The organism is Luteibacter sp. P1_D3 (assembly GCF_056406135.1).
This window is the reverse complement of record NZ_JBFUAT010000020.1, coordinates 70,857-91,137: the sequence shown is the minus strand read 5'-3', so window position 1 is coordinate 91,137 and position 20,281 is coordinate 70,857. Positions and strand designations below refer to the sequence as shown.

General features: G+C 63.4%; 27 protein-coding genes and 1 tRNA gene. 8 read left to right on the top strand and 20 right to left on the bottom strand.

Annotated features, from left to right (window positions below):
* A partial coding sequence (locus AC1DYM_RS14010) for a YehS family protein (protein WP_477339281.1) occupies nt 1–322 on the top strand: 322 nt, incomplete at its 5' end.
* 89 nt (nt 323–411) lie between these two features.
* Here the strand turns inward: AC1DYM_RS14010 and AC1DYM_RS14005 are convergent.
* The 4 genes from AC1DYM_RS14005 to AC1DYM_RS13990 form a co-directional block, all read right to left on the bottom strand.
* The gene (locus tag AC1DYM_RS14005; protein ID WP_477339279.1) at nt 412–744 is read right to left on the bottom strand and encodes a hypothetical protein; all 333 of its coding nucleotides are present in this window, start codon (nt 742–744) and stop codon (nt 412–414) included.
* A gap of 2 nt (nt 745–746) precedes the next feature.
* Nucleotides 747–2,120: a tryptophan--tRNA ligase gene (locus AC1DYM_RS14000; RefSeq protein ID WP_477339277.1), complete on the bottom strand. Its 1,374-nt coding sequence runs from the start codon at nt 2,118–2,120 to the stop codon at nt 747–749.
* Nucleotides 2,121–2,260: 140 nt separating this feature from the next.
* Nucleotides 2,261–3,181 (bottom strand): arginase, encoded by a 921-nt coding sequence (gene rocF / locus AC1DYM_RS13995; protein ID WP_477339275.1) that lies wholly within the window; start codon nt 3,179–3,181, stop codon nt 2,261–2,263.
* 107 nt (nt 3,182–3,288) lie between these two features.
* Nucleotides 3,289–4,014, bottom strand: coding sequence for a class I SAM-dependent methyltransferase (locus AC1DYM_RS13990; protein ID WP_477339273.1), 726 nt, complete (start codon nt 4,012–4,014; stop codon nt 3,289–3,291).
* A 153-nt stretch (nt 4,015–4,167) separates the two neighbouring features.
* Between AC1DYM_RS13990 and AC1DYM_RS13985 the strand changes: the two genes are divergently transcribed.
* A complete protein-coding gene (locus AC1DYM_RS13985) occupies nt 4,168–4,449 on the top strand; it encodes a hypothetical protein (protein ID WP_477339271.1) in 282 nt (93 codons plus the stop codon).
* A 37-nt stretch (nt 4,450–4,486) separates the two neighbouring features.
* Here AC1DYM_RS13985 and AC1DYM_RS13980 read toward each other — a convergent pair whose 3' ends face one another.
* On the bottom strand, nt 4,487–5,230 hold the full coding sequence (locus AC1DYM_RS13980) for an alpha/beta hydrolase family protein (RefSeq protein WP_477339270.1): 744 nt from the start codon (nt 5,228–5,230) through the stop codon (nt 4,487–4,489).
* 130 nt (nt 5,231–5,360) lie between these two features.
* Between AC1DYM_RS13980 and AC1DYM_RS13975 the strand changes: the two genes are divergently transcribed.
* Nucleotides 5,361–5,801 (top strand): helix-turn-helix domain-containing protein, encoded by a 441-nt coding sequence (locus tag AC1DYM_RS13975; protein WP_477339268.1) that lies wholly within the window; start codon nt 5,361–5,363, stop codon nt 5,799–5,801.
* Nucleotides 5,802–5,875: 74 nt separating this feature from the next.
* Here AC1DYM_RS13975 and AC1DYM_RS13970 read toward each other — a convergent pair.
* The 4 genes from AC1DYM_RS13970 to AC1DYM_RS13955 all read right to left on the bottom strand — a co-directional run bounded on the left by AC1DYM_RS13970 (nt 5,876) and on the right by AC1DYM_RS13955 (nt 8,606).
* Nucleotides 5,876–5,951: transfer RNA gene (locus AC1DYM_RS13970), tRNA-Thr, on the bottom strand.
* Nucleotides 5,952–5,967: 16 nt separating this feature from the next.
* On the bottom strand, nt 5,968–6,837 hold the full coding sequence (locus tag AC1DYM_RS13965; protein WP_477339266.1) for an SPOR domain-containing protein: 870 nt from the start codon (nt 6,835–6,837) through the stop codon (nt 5,968–5,970).
* A 33-nt stretch (nt 6,838–6,870) separates the two neighbouring features.
* On the bottom strand, nt 6,871–7,629 hold the full coding sequence (locus AC1DYM_RS13960; RefSeq protein ID WP_477339264.1) for a type III pantothenate kinase: 759 nt from the start codon (nt 7,627–7,629) through the stop codon (nt 6,871–6,873).
* On the bottom strand, nt 7,626–8,606 hold the full coding sequence (locus AC1DYM_RS13955) for a biotin--[acetyl-CoA-carboxylase] ligase (RefSeq protein ID WP_477339262.1): 981 nt from the start codon (nt 8,604–8,606) through the stop codon (nt 7,626–7,628). Before AC1DYM_RS13955 ends, AC1DYM_RS13960 begins: the two co-directional genes overlap by 4 nt.
* A gap of 201 nt (nt 8,607–8,807) precedes the next feature.
* On the opposite strand from AC1DYM_RS13955, the gene AC1DYM_RS13950 reads away from it, so the two are divergent.
* On the top strand, nt 8,808–9,146 hold the full coding sequence (locus tag AC1DYM_RS13950) for a hypothetical protein (protein WP_477339260.1): 339 nt from the start codon (nt 8,808–8,810) through the stop codon (nt 9,144–9,146).
* A 19-nt stretch (nt 9,147–9,165) separates the two neighbouring features.
* Nucleotides 9,166–9,930, top strand: a complete 765-nt coding sequence (locus AC1DYM_RS13945; protein WP_477339258.1) for a M90 family metallopeptidase — start codon at nt 9,166–9,168, stop codon at nt 9,928–9,930.
* Between the two features lie 25 nt (nt 9,931–9,955).
* On the opposite strand, the gene AC1DYM_RS13940 is transcribed toward AC1DYM_RS13945, so the two are convergent.
* From AC1DYM_RS13940 to AC1DYM_RS13910, 7 genes are all read right to left on the bottom strand, one after another.
* Entirely contained in the window at nt 9,956–11,263 is a 1,308-nt protein-coding gene (locus AC1DYM_RS13940; RefSeq protein WP_477339256.1) for an ATP-binding protein, read from the bottom strand.
* Between the two features lie 27 nt (nt 11,264–11,290).
* On the bottom strand, nt 11,291–11,983 hold the full coding sequence (locus AC1DYM_RS13935) for a response regulator transcription factor (RefSeq protein WP_477339254.1): 693 nt from the start codon (nt 11,981–11,983) through the stop codon (nt 11,291–11,293).
* A complete protein-coding gene (locus AC1DYM_RS13930; protein WP_052767120.1) occupies nt 11,983–12,270 on the bottom strand; it encodes a PepSY domain-containing protein in 288 nt (95 codons plus the stop codon). Before AC1DYM_RS13930 ends, AC1DYM_RS13935 begins: the two co-directional genes overlap by 1 nt.
* Nucleotides 12,271–12,335: 65 nt before the next feature.
* On the bottom strand, nt 12,336–13,316 hold the full coding sequence (gene dusA, locus AC1DYM_RS13925; RefSeq protein WP_477339252.1) for a tRNA dihydrouridine(20/20a) synthase DusA: 981 nt from the start codon (nt 13,314–13,316) through the stop codon (nt 12,336–12,338).
* Nucleotides 13,317–13,393: 77 nt separating this feature from the next.
* Nucleotides 13,394–14,029 carry an NADAR family protein gene (locus AC1DYM_RS13920; RefSeq protein ID WP_477339250.1) on the bottom strand — a complete coding sequence of 212 codons (636 nt, stop codon included), beginning with the start codon at nt 14,027–14,029 and terminating at the stop codon, nt 13,394–13,396.
* Between the two features lie 108 nt (nt 14,030–14,137).
* Nucleotides 14,138–14,668 (bottom strand): hypothetical protein, encoded by a 531-nt coding sequence (locus tag AC1DYM_RS13915; protein ID WP_477339248.1) that lies wholly within the window; start codon nt 14,666–14,668, stop codon nt 14,138–14,140.
* Nucleotides 14,669–14,765: 97 nt separating this feature from the next.
* Nucleotides 14,766–15,497, bottom strand: coding sequence for a hypothetical protein (locus AC1DYM_RS13910; RefSeq protein ID WP_477339246.1), 732 nt, complete (start codon nt 15,495–15,497; stop codon nt 14,766–14,768).
* Nucleotides 15,498–15,843: 346 nt separating this feature from the next.
* On the opposite strand from AC1DYM_RS13910, the gene AC1DYM_RS13905 reads away from it, so the two are divergent.
* Nucleotides 15,844–16,947, top strand: a complete 1,104-nt coding sequence (locus tag AC1DYM_RS13905; protein WP_477339244.1) for an NADH:flavin oxidoreductase/NADH oxidase — start codon at nt 15,844–15,846, stop codon at nt 16,945–16,947.
* Between the two features lie 96 nt (nt 16,948–17,043).
* A complete protein-coding gene (locus AC1DYM_RS13900; protein WP_477339243.1) occupies nt 17,044–17,559 on the top strand; it encodes a GNAT family N-acetyltransferase in 516 nt (171 codons plus the stop codon).
* 4 nt (nt 17,560–17,563) lie between these two features.
* Here the strand turns inward: AC1DYM_RS13900 and AC1DYM_RS13895 are convergent, their stop codons facing one another.
* Genes AC1DYM_RS13895 through AC1DYM_RS13885 form a run of 3 tightly spaced genes read right to left on the bottom strand, consistent with a single transcriptional unit; the run spans nt 17,564 to nt 19,164 of the window.
* Nucleotides 17,564–17,929, bottom strand: coding sequence for a VOC family protein (locus AC1DYM_RS13895; protein ID WP_477339283.1), 366 nt, complete (start codon nt 17,927–17,929; stop codon nt 17,564–17,566).
* Nucleotides 17,930–17,963: 34 nt separating this feature from the next.
* Complete coding sequence (locus AC1DYM_RS13890; protein WP_477339241.1) at nt 17,964–18,434, bottom strand: MarR family winged helix-turn-helix transcriptional regulator; 471 nt, start codon at nt 18,432–18,434, stop codon at nt 17,964–17,966.
* Nucleotides 18,435–18,492: 58 nt separating this feature from the next.
* Nucleotides 18,493–19,164: a phytanoyl-CoA dioxygenase family protein gene (locus tag AC1DYM_RS13885; RefSeq protein ID WP_477339239.1), complete on the bottom strand. Its 672-nt coding sequence runs from the start codon at nt 19,162–19,164 to the stop codon at nt 18,493–18,495.
* 64 nt (nt 19,165–19,228) lie between these two features.
* On the opposite strand from AC1DYM_RS13885, the gene AC1DYM_RS13880 reads away from it, so the two are divergent.
* Nucleotides 19,229–19,678: a hypothetical protein gene (locus AC1DYM_RS13880; RefSeq protein WP_477339237.1), complete on the top strand. Its 450-nt coding sequence runs from the start codon at nt 19,229–19,231 to the stop codon at nt 19,676–19,678.
* A gap of 3 nt (nt 19,679–19,681) precedes the next feature.
* On the opposite strand, the gene AC1DYM_RS13875 is transcribed toward AC1DYM_RS13880, so the two are convergent.
* Nucleotides 19,682–20,254: a hypothetical protein gene (locus tag AC1DYM_RS13875; protein ID WP_477339235.1), complete on the bottom strand. Its 573-nt coding sequence runs from the start codon at nt 20,252–20,254 to the stop codon at nt 19,682–19,684.
* Nucleotides 20,255–20,281: the final 27 nt, after the last annotated feature.

Here is a 20,281-nt window from a genome sequence, read left to right as displayed (position 1 = left end):
GGGCTTCGTCGAGATGCCCGACCTGGCCATGGCTCACTTCCTCGACGGACTGATCCTGCAGCGTCGCGGTCGCGACGAGAGCCAGCCGGCGCGCCCCGTGGAAAGCCGCATCAACAACAACGTGGTGCTGAAGAAGCTGCGCGTCGCCTTCGAGCTGAAGGAAGACGACATCCTCTCCATCATGGGCGAGGCCGGGTTCAAAGTGACCCGTGGCGAGATCAACGCCCTCTTCCGTCAACCCAAGCACAGCAACTTCCGCCTGTGCGGCGACCAGTTCCTGCGTAATTTCCTCAAGGGCCTGACCAAGCGCTTCCGCGGCTGATCCTGCGCTTTTGTAGGAGCCGATTCATCGGCGATCGGGTATTCGCCGTGAACTGGCCCGCTGCCGCGGGATCGCCGATGAATCGGCTCCTACCGGTTAGGTGTGCGGGGCTTCCAGACTAGCTGGCGGATGATCAGCGCGACGACGAGGACGGCGACGAAGGCGCCGTAGCCCCATAGCGCGGGCACCACCTGCTGCCAGATCGCGCCGCTCTTCGGGCCGAACTGGTCCGCCGCCGGAATGACCACGGCATCGAAGGACGCCATCGCCGCCTGCACGGCCGCGGCGACCGCCGCGACCAGGGCCAGCACGTCGAACGCGCGCCGCGTGGCGTTCCTGAGCAAGGCCTTCGGGTACTGCCAGTACGCCCAGCCCAACACGATCAGCCAGGGCGCCAGCAACATGAGGGCGAGGTAGCGCATCGTCAGTCCTGTGCGGAGGCGAGTGCGTCGAGTGCCGTACGGAGACGAAGTACGGCCGCGGCGCGGGCCACCTCATCCGGATAGGACGCGCCATTGGCGACCACCTCGCCGTCGACCAACAGGGCGACGTGATCGCCCTGCGATTCGATGACCGCAGCGGTGCCGCCCACCGTCGACAGTGTGTGCCGAAGTGCACCGGCCGCCTTGGGGTCGGCAAAGGATTTCGACAGCAACAACTCTTCGCCATCGGTAGCGAACAGGCGGAAGCGGAAGCTACCGTCGTCGTCGCGGAAACTGGCGAAACGCGGCGGCTTGGCCTTGGCCACGGGCTTGGTCGCGACGGGCTCGGCGACTGCCACGCTGCGATGACGCGCGCTACGCAGACCCACGGCATCGCGCAAGGTCTCCACGAGGGGACCCGCGATCGCGCGCGCCTTCGCCGCACCGGCAAGCAGGATGTCTTCCATATCGTCCGGGCGTGACAGCAGGGCCTCGTAGCGTTCGCGCATCGGCGCCACATCGGCTTCGACACGTTCGAACAACACCTGCTTGGCCTCACCCCAACCGATCCCTCCACGCAGAGCGTCAGCGAACGCCGCGGTTTCCGCTGGTGTGGCGAAGGCCTTGAAGATGGTGAAAAGCGCCGAATCCTCGGTGTCCTTCGGTTCGCCGGGGGCGCGCGAATCGGTCACGATCTTCATGATCGCATCGCGCATGCCCTTGGCCCCACCCTCGAACAGGGGGACGGTGTTGTCGTAGCTCTTGGACATCTTGCGGCCATCGAGGCCTGGCAAGGTGGCGACCTGTTCTTCGATATGCGCCTCGGGCATGACGAAAAACTCGCGCCCGAAGGTATGGTTGAAGCGCTGCGCGATATCGCGCGCCATCTCGATGTGCTGGATCTGGTCGCGGCCGACCGGAACCTTGTTCGCGTTGAACGCGAGGATGTCGGCGGCCATGAGTACGGGGTACATGTACAAACCCGCCGTGACGCCGGCATCCGCATCCTCATTCGCTTCGACGTTGCGATCCACCGCCGCCTTATAGGCGTGCGCGCGATTGAGCAAGCCTTTCGACGTCACGCAGGTCAGCAGCCACATCAGCTCCGGTACCTCGGGGATATCCGACTGCCGGTAGAAGGTGGACGCGTTCGGATCCAGGCCTGCCGCCAGCCACGTGGCGGCAATCTTGAAACGGGACGCCTCGATGCGGTCCGGGTCGTCGCTCTTGATCAGGGCGTGGTAGTCGGCCATGAAGTAGAACGCGTCGACGTTCGGATCCTTGCTGGCCAGGACGGCCGGCCGGACCGCGCCGACGTAGTTGCCAAGATGCGGCGTGCCAGTGGTGGTGATACCGGTGAGGACGCGGGTGTGCATGGGAACCTTAAGGGCTGCAGACGATAACCCCTCGAGTTTAGCCCGCTTGACCCCTTATGGGAGCAAGCCCTGGGGAAGCAGCCCCCCGTGGGAGCCGCTTCGCCTGTGGGAGACGCTTCAGCGGCAATGGCGTGCTCGCCTCACCGCATCAACGTCGACTTCCCGAACAGCGACTCGACCAGATCCACCGCCAGCTTCGCCGTCTGGTTCCGCTTGTCGAACGCCGGATTCAGCTCGACGATGTCCAGCGAACCGACGCGGCCGGTGTCGGCGATCATCTCCATGCACAGCTGGGCTTCGCGATACCCCGGGCCACCGCGCACCGTCGTGCCCACGCCGGGCGCGATGCTTGGATCGAGGAAGTCGACGTCGAAACTCACGTGCAGGTGGGTGTCTTCATCCACGCCGGCCAGTGCCTCTTCCATCGCGGCCTTCAGGCCGATCTCGTCGATGTAGCGCATGTCGTAGATGTCGATGCCGACCTCGTGTACAAAGCGCTTCTCGCCTTCGTCCACGGAGCGGATCCCGATCTGGCGGAACACGTCCGGCGACGTCGCCGGCACGGTACCGCCGATGTGCGTGAGTTCGTCCGGACCGTAACCGCACAGGCAGGCGACGGGCATGCCATGGATGTTCCCGGACGGGGTGATCTGGCTGGTATTGAAGTCGGCGTGGGCGTCCAGCCAGAGGACACGGAGCTTCTTGCCCGTGTCGCGGCAATGGCGCGACACCGCGGAGATCGAGCCGATGGCCAGGCAGTGATCGCCGCCGAGCATGATCGGCAGGTGACCCGCGCTGAGTTCAGCGAAAACGGCTTCGTGGACCGAGGTGTTCCAGGCCACGGCTTCGCCGAGGTGTCGGTAACCATCGGTCGGCGGCAGCCAGGGGTTGAGCGGGCCGGCCACATTGCCGCGGTCGACGACATGCAAGCCACGCTTGGCCAGGCGCTCGCCCAGGCGTGCGACGCGCAAGGCTTCTGGACCCATGGAACTGCCGCGATGGCCTGCGCCGATATCGGTAGGGACGCCGATCAGGGCGACGGAACGTGTGGTTGGACTCATTGCGGGAGTTTACACCCCGCCGTAAGACGCCCACGCTGCACTGCGTCAGGCGTGAAACGGGCCGCGCCAGAGAGCAAGTTCTCCCATGGCCCGGAAGCGCTCTTTTATCACTGCTTGATGCAGTGGTAGAAGAGCGCGTAGGAACGCTCGATATGTTCGCTTACAGGATTGCCCAAGACGAAGTCGCTGTAATGAAAGGTGCCCGACGCAACAGTCTCTGGCATTTCGCATATTCCGTATTCCGCAGCGATGCGAAAGCCCACTGATTTCAGGATGTCCCGGAGTTCCTTCGCTTCAAACTCATGATGATGTTCCGGGTGGATGAAGCCGCCGTGCCAGTCCGCTGTATGAATGCGCGTAACCGCACGATTCGGCGTGTCAAGACAAAAATGACCGCCTGGCGCGAGGACACGAAAGGCTTCCCGACACATCCGTTTTGCGTTGTCCAATGGAACGTGCTCGATACTCTGGCCCGACCAGACCATGTCGAAGCTGCCGTCCGCGAACTCGGTCAGTGACGTCATGTCACCGTAATGAATGATCACTCGACCGTACGGCGCCGTTACTTCGACATCGCGATAGTCTTCATGCCGCTCATCCTGCGGCAAGTCGACCATGACCAATTCATCGAACTCGTGCCGGTACCCCATTCGATAGAGCGGCGCGTTCGCTCCGCCAAGGTCCAGAATTCGTTTCGCTGGAGGAAGCAGTCGCCGAATAGCGATCAGCCGCGCTCGATGCAGGAAAAAAAGATGGTGATCGATGGCGTGATCGACGATGTCGCTGAGTCCGGTCGAGGAACACGTCATCTCTACCGCTAGGTTCATTTCCATTCGACACCCCTCGATTGATCGCTGCAATTTAGGCTTTACCTGCCTCAATCGTCAATGAGCGCGCTGAGCGGGGAGGACATGCAATGTCTGCGCTGCGTGAACAAGGCCAGGTCGCCGTCGCGAGCTTTCACAGTTCTTACATGGAAATCCAGCATGATGGTCGCCGCTCGGGCAGGAGCTTTGGGGAAAGAAATGACAGTAGTGGTCTGGCAAACAATGGTTGGCTGCGAGCGTTATGACGTGACCGCCGTAGTGAGCATCGAAAACGGGAATGGAATTGCGACTGATGTCGTTGCCTATCGGTCAGGCAGCAGAGGAAGTTATCGCCTCGATCCACTCCAGGTCGAGGGCATCTCCCAGAAAGCCGGTCTCGCTATCATGCGCGACAGGCTGTTTCAGCGGCTGGCCGACGAAGTTTCGCGCAGGCCATACTGACGCCGGTACCTTCGCCGAGTTGCCCGATCCCCAACACTCAGAAGCGAAGCGCCTGGCAGAACACCTCCGTACGAAGCATGCTGTTATGCCCGGCGGCCACATGCTCCCAGCGAACCGGCGCCTGCGGCAGCGACCGGACGAGTGCTTCGGTACGCGCCGAACCGATGACCTGATCGTTGTTTGCCTGCAACACGTACACAGGCACGGCACCCAGACGGGACACCGCCGCCGCCGTGTCGTAGCGGTCGCGGATCAACCAATCAAGGGGTATCCCGAAAGCCTCTCTTCCCACGTTGGCGATGCTGTCGTACGGCGTGACGAGCAACAACCGCTGCGGATGGGTTTCCGCGGCAACCTGGATGGCGATGCCACTGCCGAGGCTGATGCCCGCGAGTGCGACATTGGCGTGTTTCTTCGCCGCCTCGGCCACCAGCGCGACGCCATCGTCGACGAGGTCGCGCTCACGCGGCTTACCCGCCTGCCCTTCGTACCCGCGGTAGGGAAACAGGTAGATGGCGCGATCTGAACATTGGCCCAGACGTGAGGCGAAGCCCGACAGGCTCATGCCGTTACCGCCGAAAACGATGAGCGCATCGCTGGCGTCAGGATGCAGAACCCATCCGCGTAGCGTCACGTCGGGCCGGGCGATCCTCAGGTCACCGAAGGCTTCGACGGCTTCCGCCCCCGGATAAAGGAGGCGATCCTGCATCAGGTAGAGGAAGACGAAGGGCGCTGCGATGAGAACGACTACGATCGCGATCATCCATCGGACGAGCTTCATGAAGGTCCCTTCGTGGCGGTGCATGGCGTGTGGCACCAGTCTATTGGCTCGCGGCAGCACCGTCTTCGTTGCCTATAATTTCTATAGCTTATAAACTCGTCTTCGTCACTGAGTTTCGGGTAAGATGACCATGTACCACTATCTGGAATCTGGCCTGGACAACGTCTGGCTGCGAAACGGGTATCTCGAAGAGAACACGCCCTACGGGCCGACCGTTGCGTTCAAGGATATCTCGGGCCTGCACGAGAGCATCTCGCTCGCCATCGTCCAGCGGGCGGGAAAGCTTCGCGGTATCGACATTCGCTTCTTACGGCGCCAGATGGAGATGTCGCAAGTCTCGCTCGCCGAACTGATCGGGGTGACTTCCCAGTCACTTGCACTATGGGAAAAAGGAAAGGCCATCATCACCCCGCCTTCCGACAAGCTGCTGCGCTTGATTGTTAAGGGGCACTACAGCGGTCAAGTGACGGTTCGTCGCGCCATCGATGCGTTGAACCATCGTGATAACGCAGACCACGCAGCGCGCCTTGTCTTTCAGGAATCGGACAGGAAATGGAAGTCGGTCGGTTGAATGACGTCCGGCACGGCAATCCGGCGCGTGAACTCGACAAAAAGGCCCGCCGCGAGGCAGGCCTTTGACTTCGCTGGTGCCGACACCCGGATTCGAACTGGGGACCTACCGCTTACAAGGCGGTTGCTCTACCAACTGAGCTATGCCGGCGAAGGCGGGGAGTTTATCAGAAGCAGCCGGTCGGTTTGGCGCTTGCGCTGGGACTGCGGATACCCCTGCGGACGTCGGCATTGGCGTCATCGGGAACGACCACGTCGAGCCACCACACAGGGATGACCTCCGTGCGTTCGCTCATGCGCGCCGGGAAGCCCGCGGCGATGACCTCGTCGCGGCGTTTCTTCGCGTTCGCGGGGTCATGGAACAGGCCGAGCGCGACCGAGTTCTGCATCTCGCCGGCAGCACTGACCACGAAGTAATCCTTGACGCCCTTGGCTTCAAGTCGCCGGGCCTGGGCCAGGGCCAGGTCACGCGTGGCCTGCGCCGGGAGGAAGACACGCCAACCGTGGGACTCGCTGGTCTGCTCCTGCCGTTGACGGCTGCGCACCGTACGCGGCGCGAGGGCGGTGCGCGTGCTGCGCAGGTCGACCTGGTTGGTGAAGGGGCCGATGGCAAGGCAGCGGTAGCTACGCTTAGCGCTGGTCGGCGCATCCACGGTGGACGCGGAAGCGAGTAGCGCCGGCGGGGCGGGTGGTTCAACAGCGGGCTTCTTCGAGGGCTCGCGAGGGGCCGGGGTCGCCGCCGTAGCGGCCGGAGCGACGGGAGGCGTTGAAACCGCCCTGCTCTTCTCTTCCGACAGGCGCGCCGGTGTGGCAGCGGCGGCCAGGGCCGACGTCGCCGCGGACCCTGAAACCGATGGCATCGCCGCCGGTGCCGGTGCCGTCGCGGACGGCGCCGGAAGTTCGGCAAGCAGCTTGAGCGTGGGCACGCCCTTGTCGGCAGGATCGACCGCATGCGTGCCCGATTCGCCCAGCAGCAACCACGCGGCAACCGCGATATTGAGGGCAATCAGCAGAACGAACATCAAACGCAGAAGCATGGCGGCCTTGAGCGAACCGGTGGCGTCGCGATTCTAGGCGAAATGGTCCGCCTGGGTGTGCGCTTTTGCCCAGACAGCCAGCCCACGCAGGACCGTATCGGGCACCAACATCACATCCCGCTGCAGCAAGGGCGCCAGCACGGCGGCGTCGCCACCGCCGAGGGTGACCGTTGGCGTACCACCAAGCATCGCCGCCGAGCGATCGGCAAAACGGTCGACGAGCGCCGCGCAGGCCTGCCAGCAACCCGAGGCGAGACCATCGGCCGTATTGTCCGCCAGATCACGCACGGCGCCCGGCTGACTCGGCCGTACCTGCACGGTGGCGCCGAGCACGGATTGCTGCATGAGCAGGGGCCCCGGCGCAATCCAGCCACCGAGGTGCCGGCCAGTCGCGTCCAGTGCATCCAGGGTCAAGGCCGTGCCGACACTGGCTAGCACGCAGGGCGCGCGTCCCGCGGCGAACGCGTCGACCATGGCGAGGAAGCGATCGACACCAAGACGGTGAGGCTCGGCATAGGCGTTGGTCACGCCGCAGGCTTTGGCGGGCGTGCGTACCCACACCGGCTGATGGCCGAAGGCCTTGTCGGCGGCGACGGCGACCGCTGTCTCCCGAGCCGTGTCGACAACGGATGCACCGACGATGCGTGTCGGTTGCGGCCATCCGGCCCACAGCGTGGCCAGTTCGTGGGCGATGTCTGCATCCCAGCCGAAAGCGCCACGGTGGATGAAGGCGTCGCCATCGAGCAGGGCGAATTTCAGGCGCGTATTGCCCAGGTCGAGAAGCAGGATCATGGGGCGCTCCGACGTACCGACACCTCGGCGCTGTCGACCGTCACCAGCTCGCCGGTAGCGCGACGCACGCGCAAAGCGCCCCGTTCATCGACGCCCTCGCCCGTTGCGGTGTACTCGCCACGCGGATCGATCACCCGCAACGACTGGCCGCGCAGAAGATCGCTCGCGCCGTATTCCGCTGCGAACGACGCAAAGCCATGCCGTTCGAAATGCCGGAGTCCTTCGCTCAACGACGCGACAACCGCCGCGGCGACGCGGTTGCGTCCGGGCGGCTGGCCTCCACTCAAGGAAGCGAGGTCGGTGATCGGCTGGTCCGCCCGCTCGTGCAGCGAATCCGGGAGGCGGATGTTCAGGCCGACGCCAATGATTGCCGCGCACGGACCCGAATACTCACCGGACAGCTCGACGAGGATGCCCGCCAGCTTGGCGTTGCCGGCCAGCACGTCGTTCGGCCATTTCAGGCCGGCGGTACGGATGCCCAGGTCGTCCAGCGCACGGATCAACATCACGCCGACGGCCAGCGACAGACCGGACAGCGACGCAAAGCCGGCGTCGAAACGTTTCAGCACGGACAGGTAAAGATTCATTCCCGGTGGCGAGAGCCACGTCCGCCCGCGCCGACCCCGGCCCGCGGACTGCGTCTCGGCCATGACGAATGCCAGGTCGTCCAGCACGGGAATACGCCGGGCCAGCTCACTCGAGGTCGAGTCGATGTCCCAGTGCACTTCGATCATGCCGACGTCGGCCAGGGCGGCCGGCGACAGCCCGGCACGGATGCGCGGCGCCTCGAGCAGCTCGGTCGACCAGGGCAGACGGTAGCCACCACCGACCTTGGCTTCGACGGGCACGCCCTTCAGACGCAGGGCCTCGATCTGTTTCCAGACCGCGGCGCGCGTGACGCCGGCTGTCCTGGCGAGAGTGGCGCCGGACGCGGCATCGCCTCCAGCAAGGGCTTCGAGAAGATCGCGTGCGAGCATGGGTAGCCGTCGGGCCGTCAGGCGGCCGCTGTCGGGGGTGGGGAAAGCCGGGACATCGGGCGATTCTAGGGCAGTGGCGAACATTTCGCCCGTATTCGCTGGAATTGACCCGTCGCCGGACCTCCAGCACTGGCAGGCCTGTGAAATTTCTGAGAGGATCGGACGTCCCCCGGCATGTCCGGAGGTTTTCAGGGTTTACCGATGAACGCCAGACCCTACATCTTCGGATGTCTGTGCCTCGTCGGTGCCACCGGCACCGCCGCCGCTTCCGACATCGATCTGACCGGTAGTCTGCTTTCGCTGGGCGGCGCCGTGTCGTCGTCGTTCGAGGGCAACAACTCCCGTTCGTCGTCGGGCAATCGCGACAGTACGTCAGCCGACCCTATGTCGACCCGTCCGGGCAGTGCCCCCCAGCGCAGCAGCAGTCCATCACCCACACCCTCCCCCGTCGATGCCGACGATGGCCCGCATGATGGTGCCGCGCCGATGCGCTCGCCCGCCCCCAGCTGGCAGTCCATGCTCCCCGGCTCGATGCTCTAAGTCCCTGCGGTCGCCACTCATGCGTTTCGTCCAATCGTTGCTAGCGCGGTTTCGCGCGCCGGTACCTCCGATCGACGACGTGCTATGGCAGCAGGCGGTATCCCGCCTCCCGCTCGTCCGTAGCCTCGACGCACCCCGCCTCCACTATCTACGCCAGCTCGCCGCCGGCTTCCTGCACACCAAGCGTTTCCACGCGTTGGGTGGCGCCTCGCTGGACGACTTCTGGCGCCTGGTCATCGCGATGCAAGCCAGCCTGCCCGCCCTGCCTCACGGCCCGAAAGCCTTCAAGGGCTGGACCAACGTGCTGGTTTATCCGGGTGAGTTCAACGTGCGGCGCAATCATTACGATGCGCCCACCGGCGTGGTCACCGACCGCGACGACACCTTGATCGGCGAGGCGTGGGAGCGCGGCCCGATGGTGCTCTCGCTGGCCGATGTGGCGTTGGATATCGAAGCGCCCTGGGACGGCTTCAATGTCGTCGTACACGAAATGGCGCACAAGCTCGACATGCTCGCCGGCCCCGCGAACGGCGTACCGCCCCTGCCCTCGTCGATGAATCGCCGCGAGTGGATCCAGACGATGCAGCGCGGGTTCGACACGTTGTCCAGGCAGGTGGGTCGGGGTCGCAAGACGGCGATCGATCCGTACGCCGCCGAAGCGCCGGAGGAGTATTTCGCGGTAACGAGCGAGATGCATTTTTCGCAGCCTGCCCTGCTGCGTGAGGCCGCGCCCGACGTGGCGCGTCTGCTGGATGCGTTCTACGGGCCGTCGCCGGCAGGCTGAGGTGCCTCGCCGAAGGCCGAGGCGATCAGCCGGGAGGAAGACGAACGCTGAAACGCGCGCCGCCAAGCTCCTCGGAGCGATCGACGTGCAGCTCGCCCTGGTACGCCTTGACGATGTCCTGCACGATGGACAGGCCGATACCGTGGCCCTGGACGCGCTCGTCGCCGCGCACACCACGCTGCAGGACCCTGTCGATCTTGTCGTCCGCGATGCCGGGGCCATCGTCTTCGACGATCAGTTCGAGACCGCTACGCCCCTTGCCCTTGCCACTGCTTCGCGCTGTGAGCAGCACACGGTGGTCGGCCCACTTGAACGCGTTCTCGACCAGGTTGCCCATCAACTCGAGCAGATCACCCTGCTCGCCCGGGAACGCGGCACCGTCGTCGATCTCGAATTCGCAGAGGACGTTCTTGGCGGCATAGACCTTCTCCAGGCTTTGCACGAGGTCCTCGGCATGTCCGGCGATGGGTTCTTCCGCCGCGATGGTACGCCGACCCGACGTGGCGGCACGCGACAGCTGATAGGCGACGATCTCGTCCATCTTGCGTACCTGGTCGAGGATGTCGCCACGCAGGCTGCGTGCATCGCCATCGGTCTCCAGTTGCGAGCGCACCACGGCCAGTGGCGTCTTCAGGCTGTGCGCGAGATCCGCCAGCGTGTCGCGATAGCGGGATCGCTGTTCGCGCTCGCTGTCGATGAACGCATTGAGACGGCGCGTAAGCACGGTCAGCTCGACGGGATACGGGCCATCAAGATGATCGCGTGTCCCGCGCTCGATGTGCGCGAGGTCGCTCGACACCCGACGCAGCGGCAGCAGGCTCCAGCGCAACAGGAACAGCTGCAGCAGCATGAGCATCATGCCAAGCATGGCCAGCCACAGGAACTGCGTGCGCCGGTAAGTGGCGACCTGCCGCTCGAACTGGTCTTCGGTCTGCGCCACCGCGAAGGTCAACGGCACGCTGCGTTTGTCGGTGGTATCCAGCGACACGCCGTAACTGAAAACGTAGAGTTTGCCGCTACGCGTTTCCACTGGTTCGAAGGCGGTCTCGCCGGGCGACAGCATGCGCACGAAATCGAAATCGCGGCCCAGCGCCGATGACGACTCCCAACGAAAGCCGTCGTTGCCGACGATGATCGCGTAGAGACCCGAGCCCGGACGCGAGAAGTCGGGATTGGGCTGGCTATCGGGCGTCGTCACCTTGCCGGCGCGGGTCGTGTCCGTGCCCGTGATGTAGGCAATGGCATAGTTGTGCAGCCGGTCGTGCATGGCCGACAGCTCGGAGGCGTAGTTCGCCTTGTTCTGCGCGTCGTGCTTCCGTGGGGGTGGCGCCACACCTGGATCGCGCCACCCCCGGATGGATCAATCTTCGTCCGCTTCGCTGCGCGGGATGGCAAAGCGGTAGCCGCGGCCGCGTACGGTCTCGATCGGCTTGAGCACGCTTTCCGGATCCAGCTTGCGGCGCAGGCGACCGATGAAGACCTCCAGCACGTTGGAGTCGCGATCGAAGTCCTGCTGGTAGATGTGTTCAGTGAGGTCGGCCTTGGAGACCAACTCGCCCGCGTGCAGCATCAGGTATTCCAGCACCTTGTACTCATAGCTGGTGAGGTCGACCTGGCGGCCCTCGACGGTGACCGTCTGCGCCGTGGTGTCCAGCTTGATCGGGCCACAGGCCAGCACCGGCTTAGACCAGCCACTCGCGCGGCGGACCAGCGCGTTGATGCGGGCGAGCAGTTCCTCGACATGGAACGGCTTGACCAGGTAGTCGTCGGCGCCATGCTTGAGCCCCTCGACCTTGTCCTGCCAGCTGCTGCGGGCGGTGAGGATCAGGATCGGGTAGCGCTGGCCGTGCTCGCGCAAGGCCTTGACCAGATCCATGCCCGACAGCTTGGGCAAGCCCAGGTCGATGATTGCCAGGTCGAACGGCACCTCGCGGCCCAGGTACAGGCCCTCTTCGCCATCCTGGGCGGCGTCCACGGCGAAGCCGTCGCGCTTCAGGCGCGCGGCGAGGGTCTCGCGAAGCGGGGCCTCATCCTCTACTAGCAGGATTCGCATCAATGTTTCTCCTTGTTATCCCCGGCGCTGGCGTCCAGGGGCTTGGGGGTTTCGGTTCGGACCGGCACGACGCGGACATGACCGTCCAACGTGAGCACCTTGACCCGGTATTCGGTAAAGCGACCGCGCTCGACGAGCCGCGTGTCCGCTGACAGCACCTTGCCCCTGGTTTCTTTTTGCACCTGAGTCACCGCCTGCTCCAGCGTCAGCGACTGGTCGGCCTGCACGGCAAAGGGCGCAGCAAGGCAAAGTGCGGCGAAAAATAGCGGACGAAACGTGATTTTCATGTCTGGCGCAGAAAGACTGGTCGGCCGATCATGCCCACGCCCGACCAGCCCGAAGCTGAACGAAATCAGGCTGCCTGGCGAAGCGGCGCCATGGCGGCCTCGATCAGGCCCCAATCCGCCCCCGGAAGGTGAGCCCCCTCGCTCAGCTGCCGGCGGAATCCACGGGCTCCCGGCTCGCCCTGGTACAGGCCCAAGATGTGCCGAGTGATGTGCTTCAACTGGCCGCCACGGGCCAGTTCGGCCTCGATGTAGATGCGCATGCGCTGCAGCACCTCGCTGCGATCCGGGAGCGGCGTGCCGTAGAGATCGGCCTCCAGCTTCGCCAGCACGAAGGGGTCGTGGTAGGCGGCGCGACCGATCATCACCCCATCGACCTGGCCCAGGTGCTGGCGAACCGCCTCGACCGTGGTGATGCCACCGTTGATCACGACGGTCAGCTCGGGAAACTCCCGCTTCAGACGATAGACGCGCTCGTAGTCCAGGGGTGGGATTTCTCGATTCTCTTTGGGGCTGAGACCCTCGAGCCACGCCTTGCGGGCGTGCACGACAAGGATGTCCACCCCGGCTTCGATCATGGTGGTGGTGAAGCGCTGCAGGTCGGCGTATTCATCCTGATCGTCGACGCCGATACGGCATTTCACCGTCACCGGGATGTCCACCGCACCGGCCATGGCGCGGACGCACTCACCCACCAGCTCGGGCTCACGCATCAGGCAGGCGCCGAATTTGCCCGACTGAACGCGGTCCGACGGGCAGCCGACGTTGAGGTTGATCTCGTCGTACCCGGCTTCGGCGCCCATCACCGCCGCCTTCGCCAGTTCCACCGGATCACTACCGCCCAGCTGCAAGGCCACCGGATGCTCCTCGTGGCTATGCTCGAGGAGGCGAATCTGGTTGCCCCGCACCAGGGCGGCGCTAGTCACCATCTCGGTATAAAGGCGGGCATGGGGCGACAGCAGCCGGTGGAAGTACCGGCAGTGGCGGTCCGTCCAGTCCATCATGGGAGCGACGGTGAGGCGGAAGGCTGAGGGGAGAGTGGGTTGCATCGGCCCATTTTAGCTGGTTCCGATGCCATCCATTTAGTGGACCGCTACTCAGCGGGAACCACAGAGACAATCAGGGTTCACCAGCTTCGGCGCCATTCCTCCGGAACGGGGAAGTAAGCTTCGAAGCTCTCGAGCGCCGGCCCAGAAAGGGATCGACGGAACTGGCGGCTCGCTGCCAAGAGACTCTCGCCTCTACCCATTCTCCAGCACATGTCCGAGACCTCGACGTCGGGATGCATTACCCACGGAGGCTGGCAGAATGGAACGGGCCAGGGTGGTAAGCCCTCACGAACGAGGCCCAGTAGGACGCCGAGCCGATTAAGGCCACTGCCGTCACCACCGTCCGCCCAGTAGTTGTCGTTCCGGGTGTGCTCGACAAGGATGACGTCGCCTGTCGACCTTAGGACCTCAGACAACACATCGTGCTGGGTAAACTTGGCTCGCAATGCCTCGAGCATCACGTCATCGCGAACCATGTCCCAGTCGCTGCGAAAGGAGCGATGCCGCTCACGTCCAATCCGTGCAGCCTCGAAAGGCGTCGGTGTCATGGCGACAGCGTCAACATCACTCTCGTCGATGAATTTCATTGCCTGGAAGAAATGTTCTGACGTCACCCATCGACGGCCGCCGACAATAATTGGGTGCATTGAGAAATTTGAGAAGCACCCATAGGGCTTATTCGTTTCGTAGAAATTGATATACACCGTGTTCACCGTACGCGTCCTGATTCGTTGCGCGGACGGGTCGATCTCTCACCGCACGACCCGAACTATCTTCATGCCCGTATGGGGCGAGACCGGCTAGGTTGCCCGCCCTGACGGTCACGAGAACGGAGCTTCGCCCACAGACACTCCGCCTTGCGTGGCCACCCGTCTACGAACTTTAGCCAAAATGGCTTCCGCCCTCTTAGACGTCTCAAGCAGCTGTCGCACACTCGGATCCTCAAGCGCACCCAAGCGCACCAGCGCCATGGCGGATTCGAAAGGAAGGTTTATGTCTTGTCGTGTGGCTGCAGGTGCGGCCAAAGTAGCCGCAAGAACCTCAAACGTCTCCTTACTCGCCTGCGCTAGGCCACCCAACGCCGTAGCCGCAACAGCGCTTCCTGCGCGAAGTTCCATCACTAGAAGACTCTCCAATGGCTTAGCATTGGGGCCAAGTCGAATGGCAACTTCCAAAGCGCAGCGAAGCGGCAATCCGAGATCTCGGTAAGCAACACCATTAGCGTTCTTGGCGGTCCCATCCAAGAGATCCCGGAGTAACGGGATCGCCTCGTCCTTCATCGCGAGCAGTGATTGTTCGCCGCTCAGCATCGTCGCCGAACTTAGCAGATGTTCAAACACTTGATAGGTCATCAGCGCTCCTTGAGTTCGACGTTTTTCGATCAATGACATCGATCACCGCGGTCAAGACGCGCGCCGCTGCTGCCGGCCTCGATCTAACGAGACATCGCTATTCAACCAGCGACACATGCAGATATTTCTGCAGCATAGCCGCACAAAACCCCTTGCTGATGTCGACCCGGTTTCCTGGGCCATACCGCCCACAGGTAACGGTTTCCGATCCCTTGTCGTCCTCATGGATGATCTTCACCAATTGCACGTCGGTGAAGTCCTCACGAACGATCCAGTAGGACGTACCGTTGGCCTTGATTTCCGAATGCGATGAATGCAACGGGACGTGCCCGTCTGCCGGGGGGACGCGGCCGAGGCTTTTCAGGATGTTGTCGCGTTCGGTGAGGTAGCGATTACGCGAGATGCTATCGAATTCCTTGCGAGGGTCGGAATTCTTATAGATCGCCTGGGTCATGTCACGTGCCTCTCCACCGTACTCACCCGTGTCACCGAGCTCCCGAGCTGCCAGCACCGGGTCTTTTGCTCCCCGATCGATCCCCCTCTCCTTATAAGCACATTCGAGGGAATCGCTGTACGTCGCCGCAAAAACGCAGTTGTAGTAGTTCCGGGTGTAATGATCCCTGCCGGTGACACAACTCTTCATCAAGCTTGCGCCCATGGGGCTGCCGGGTCCGACCCCCAGGTTGTAAAGCGACCGGCGAATCAAGCGGGTGCATTCTTCCGGAGTCAGCTGCCCCGAACCCGTAGCGGGCAACGCATCCGTCGAACGAATGGGCGCCGACACAACAGCCGTTAGAAAAAGTCCTATCGCGAAAACCAGACCGCGCATCGTTCCTCCTTGAAGCACCCTGCGTGCTCTGAAACCAGGAACCATCATGCCCGCCTTCAGCGCCCAAATACCAGCCGCGTTCACCCTCACTCGTCACTCAGGCGCCGGACTGAAAAAAATCTCCCGCACTTCCACCTGCCCCCGCGTCGCGGCCACGCCTTTGCGTGCCCACGCTACCGCCTCGTCCATATCGGCACATTCCAGTACCCCATTGAAGACAAGCGCTCCGGAGTGAACGGACTCGAAGCCCCGTTCTAACCAGGCACCCGCAAGCCCAGTTCAAGGCGTGTCCTTCGTCCGAACCCTCTTCGGACGCTAACGCCTTTGCCTGCTGGAGCTCTCATCAATGCCTACCCTCTTCGAACCGACCACCTTGCGGAGCGTCACCTTCCGGAACCGGATCGTCGTGTCACCGATGTGCAACTACGTGGCGATCGACGGTGTCCTCACCGACTGGCACCGCGCCCACTACGCCTCGCTCGCCCGTGGCGGCGCAGGACTTGTTGTCGTGGAGGCCACGGCCGTCTCGCCCGAAGGTCGTATCACCCCAGGGGATTCCGGTCTCTGGAACGACGCCCAAGGTGCGGTGCTCGCTGAGGTAGCGGCGAGCATCAAGGCTGCGGGTGCCGTGCCCGGCCTCCAGCTCGCCCACGCTGGCCGCAAGGCGAGCGCGAATCGCCCCTGGGAAGGCGACGACAGCATGGCGCACGACGATCCCCGCGGCTGGGAGACGATCGCGCCGTCGGCCATCGCGCTTGGCGGCCTTCTTCCTAAAGTTCCCCGCGTCATCACCCTGGACGAGATCAAGCGTGTGCAGGGCGACTACGTCGCAGCCACGAAGCGAGCCCTCGCCGCCGGCTTCGAGTTCCTTCAACTGCACTTTGCGCATGGCTACCTGGCCGCGAGCTTCCTCAACGATCATTCGAACCACCGGACCGACGCTTACGGTGGAAGTCTGGAGAACCGCACGCGGTTCCTGAGGGAAACTGTCGACGCAGTGCGCGCGGCATGGCCGGACCACCTGCCCCTGAGCGTCAGGCTCGGCGTCATCGAGTTCGATGGCCGCGATGAGGAGACCGTGGCAAATGCCATCGTCGTCGCCAGTGGCTTCAAGGCGGCCGGCGTCGACCTGCTCGATCTGAGCATGGGGTTCACGACGCTCGACGTGAACATCCCCTGGGGCACGCCGGCCTTCATGGCACCGATTGCTGAGCGGTTCCGTCGCGAAGTCGACATGCCGCTGTCGTCTTCATGGGGTTTCGATACACCCGAGATTGCGGAGCGGGCCGTCAGCGAAGGACCGCTGGACCTAGTGATGGTCGGCAAGGCGCATCTGGCCAATCCGCACTGGCCCTACTACGCGGCGCGCAAGCTCGGCGTCGATCGGCCGTCGTGGACCTTACCGGCGCCGTATGCGCACTGGCTCGAACGGTACGCGGTTGGCTCATGACGTAAAGGCGACATGCTGCCCCGCAGGGAGCCTCGCTGCGGGACAGCAACCGCCGTAAACTCGGGAACACGCTGTCCGCAGGGAATCCGACACGCCATGATCGTCACCGAACGCCTGATCCTCAGCCCCACGACGGTTTCCGATTTCGAGGACTGCCACGCGGCACGCACCGATCCGGACGTCATGCACTTCATCGGTGGTCCCGCGTCCTCCGAAGACACGTGGCTAAAGCTGCTCAGGAATATCGGCCACTGGACCGCCTACGGGCACGGGTTGTTCACCGTGCGCGAACGACACGGTGGACGCTTCGTCGGTGACGTAGGCCTGGCGACCTTTCATCGCGATCTCGGTGCGGACTTCGATCCGTTCCCGGAAGCGGCCTGGGTGCTTGCACGATCCGCACACGGCAAGGGCTACGCGACCGAAGCCGTGCAGGCGGCGCACGACTGGTTTTTCACCCAGCGCGAGGCCGAGCGCACCGTGTGCATCATCAACCCGGAGAACCTCGCGTCCGTCCGTGTTGCGGAACGCCTCGGCTATCGTCCGTTCGGCGAGGCACCGTATAAGGGTTCGACGGTGACCATGTTCGAGCGTCTTCCACATCGATCGTAACGAATCAGACGACGTCGATGTTCTGGGCGATCCGCCATAGCACACCCGTCGGATCGATCAGTACGAAGTCACGCATGCCCCAGGGTTGATCCGCAGGTGGAACGACCCGCACGCCGTAGCGTCCGGCGATGTCCTGCGCCTGCACGTGCTGCCACCAGGCGGCAACATCGACGACAAGCATGTGCATCATGACGTTCTCGGCGTGTTCCTTGACGTAGAACTTCTGCAGGAGAAAGCTGGTTTCTCCCGCCTTGAGATAGGCCAGGTCGTCGGACGACCACGCCACGGTGAATCCGACGTCGCTGTAAAAGCGTTTCGATAATTCGAAATCCTTCGCTGGCACGAAGGCCTTGATCTCTACCGTTTCCATCGTCACTGTGTTTTCCTCGTCGGGTAAAAGCGAGTCAGGCCGACTCACGATCCTTGCGTCCGATCTCGACGAGGGCGGCAAGCCCTCGTTTCAACGCGCGAAGTCCACTGTCGCCGATACGCGTTTGCAGATCCGCGTCGATGCGATCGCGCGCGGCGCCCTGCACGGCGGCGGCATCGCGGCCGCGCTCGGTCAGCGTGATGACCAGCTTGCGACGATCTACGGGGTCGCCTTCACGCGTTAGGTAACCCCGGGTAACCAGGGTGTCGACGAGTTGCCCGGCAGCCTGCTTGGAAATGCGAAGCTCCTGGACCAGTCGCCCCAGCGGGACGTCACCCGCACCCATTGCCAGACCGCCAATCACATACAGGCCATTCTCGGGAATGTCGTCGTAGCCGGCCTCGTCGAGCGCACGGCGCATAGCGGCGGCATAGGTGCCGCGAGCATGCCTGAGCAGCGCGGGCACAACGATGTCTTCATACCAGGCGGGTTGATCACGGGCCACGGCAGCGCACCTCATCAACTTGGTTGATAGTCAATATAGTTTACTATCAACCAAGTTTTCAAGTGTCTGCCAGGGGCGGCCCGTAGAGAAAATGAAGTACCCGACGACTCCCTGCCGTACGTCCTTTCGCCGACGAGTGGATCAGCAGCGGACGCAGGACAACCACCCCGCCACGCTCGACCACGCAGGGCAGCTTGCGCGATGCGGCAGCATCCCGGATAGCCTCACTCGACAAACGCCCCATCCGGTGCGTGCCGGGGACGACCTCCAGCGGCCCCGTCTCCGCCGCGTTGTCGTCCAGTTGCAGTCGCACCGCGACGAACTGCTCGAGCACCTCTACGGGTGGTTGGGCGAACCACACGCCCTCCTTGCGCGACCAGCCCGACCAGCCAATCGCCTCGTGGCGTTCGCGCACCGGAATGCTCAGGTCCTGATGTGGTGTGACCGACCATGTGGACGTGTCGGATTTGGCGAACAGCGTGCATTGGACGGCTTGCGCACCCGGCGCCAGCAGCGCCGCAATCGACGGATGGCTGGCCAGCGATCGTCCCAGCGAACCGATGCCCTCGAACGACAAGAGTGCTCGCGAACCTGCGCCGATCAGAGGCAACGCGTCGAGATCTTCGATCAGCGTGTCACAAGATGACGCCGCGACAATGCGCGGCAGAATGGCAAATCCGTCACGTGCGAACGCAGCGGCACTGCTCATGGCCACACCAACTTCGGTCACACATCCTCCTCTTCCGGAGCGCCTGACGCATCCGCTAGCATCACGTCATCACGAAAGGATGCCCATGACCGAATCGCCCGCCACGGTGCGCAAACCAAGACGATGGGTGGTGCATGTCGTCTGGCTCGCCATCGTCTTTCTTGCATTCTGGGGCGGCACGAAGTTCGGATTCCAGGTGTACAACGCGACGCTCGGCATGATGATCCTGGACCATGACCGCGTCCAGACGCTTGGTCAGGTCCGCGTTTCATTACGCCTGCTTGGCGAAGACGATCTGTCCGTGCACCGAGCCAGCGAAACCACGATGCTTCGCTCCAGCCTCGTACGCTTAGCCAACCTGCCCCGATACATCCCTTGCAGGCCGACGGATGCCGGTGCCCTGATTGAGGCGAGAGGGTATCTGGCCATACATCCCCTGGCCTCCGAGAAAGAACTCGGCGACATCTACACCGAGGGTCTTTCCTACTGCGATAAGCCGGCTGATCGCTATCCGTATCCTCACGTCATCTTCTAAGGCTCAATCGCAGTTCATCGCCTTGCCCGTCGTGCCGACGAATCGTGGCTTGGTCAGCAACACCTGAAACAAAGCGCCGGGCCACATCTCGAACGACGACATGCCCGCCTTGATCGGGCAGCTTGAAGTCGGCAGGACCTTGTCGTTGTCGAGCGGCATGATGCCCATGTCGAACTTGAGCGGGCGATCGAAAGGATTGTGGAGCGAGAGGATCATGTCGCCCTTGGGTGACTGCTCGAGGCTCGCCGTCAGCGTCTTCTCGGGATGCGTCACCATGGTGACGGTACGAAAGTTCGACACCGTGTCGCCGGTGACGTCCGCCTCAAGGTTGACTTTCTGTCCCGCGATGATCGCCAGGCCGAAGGGCTGGACCGTCCCCGGCAGCACATCGAAGGTGTGATCGTACGTGCCGCCATCCTTCGTTTTCAGCGTGACGTGGATGTCGTGCTGGCAGAGCGTGTGTTTACACATCTCCGCCTTGCCGGCGGCATCGCTCCCATCGTCAGCGGCGCGGACATGTCCTGCCACACCGAGGCCGATCAGGAAGATCGCCCCGCACCAGGGTCTAAGCGTCATGAGATGCATCCTTGTCTACGAGGGCTT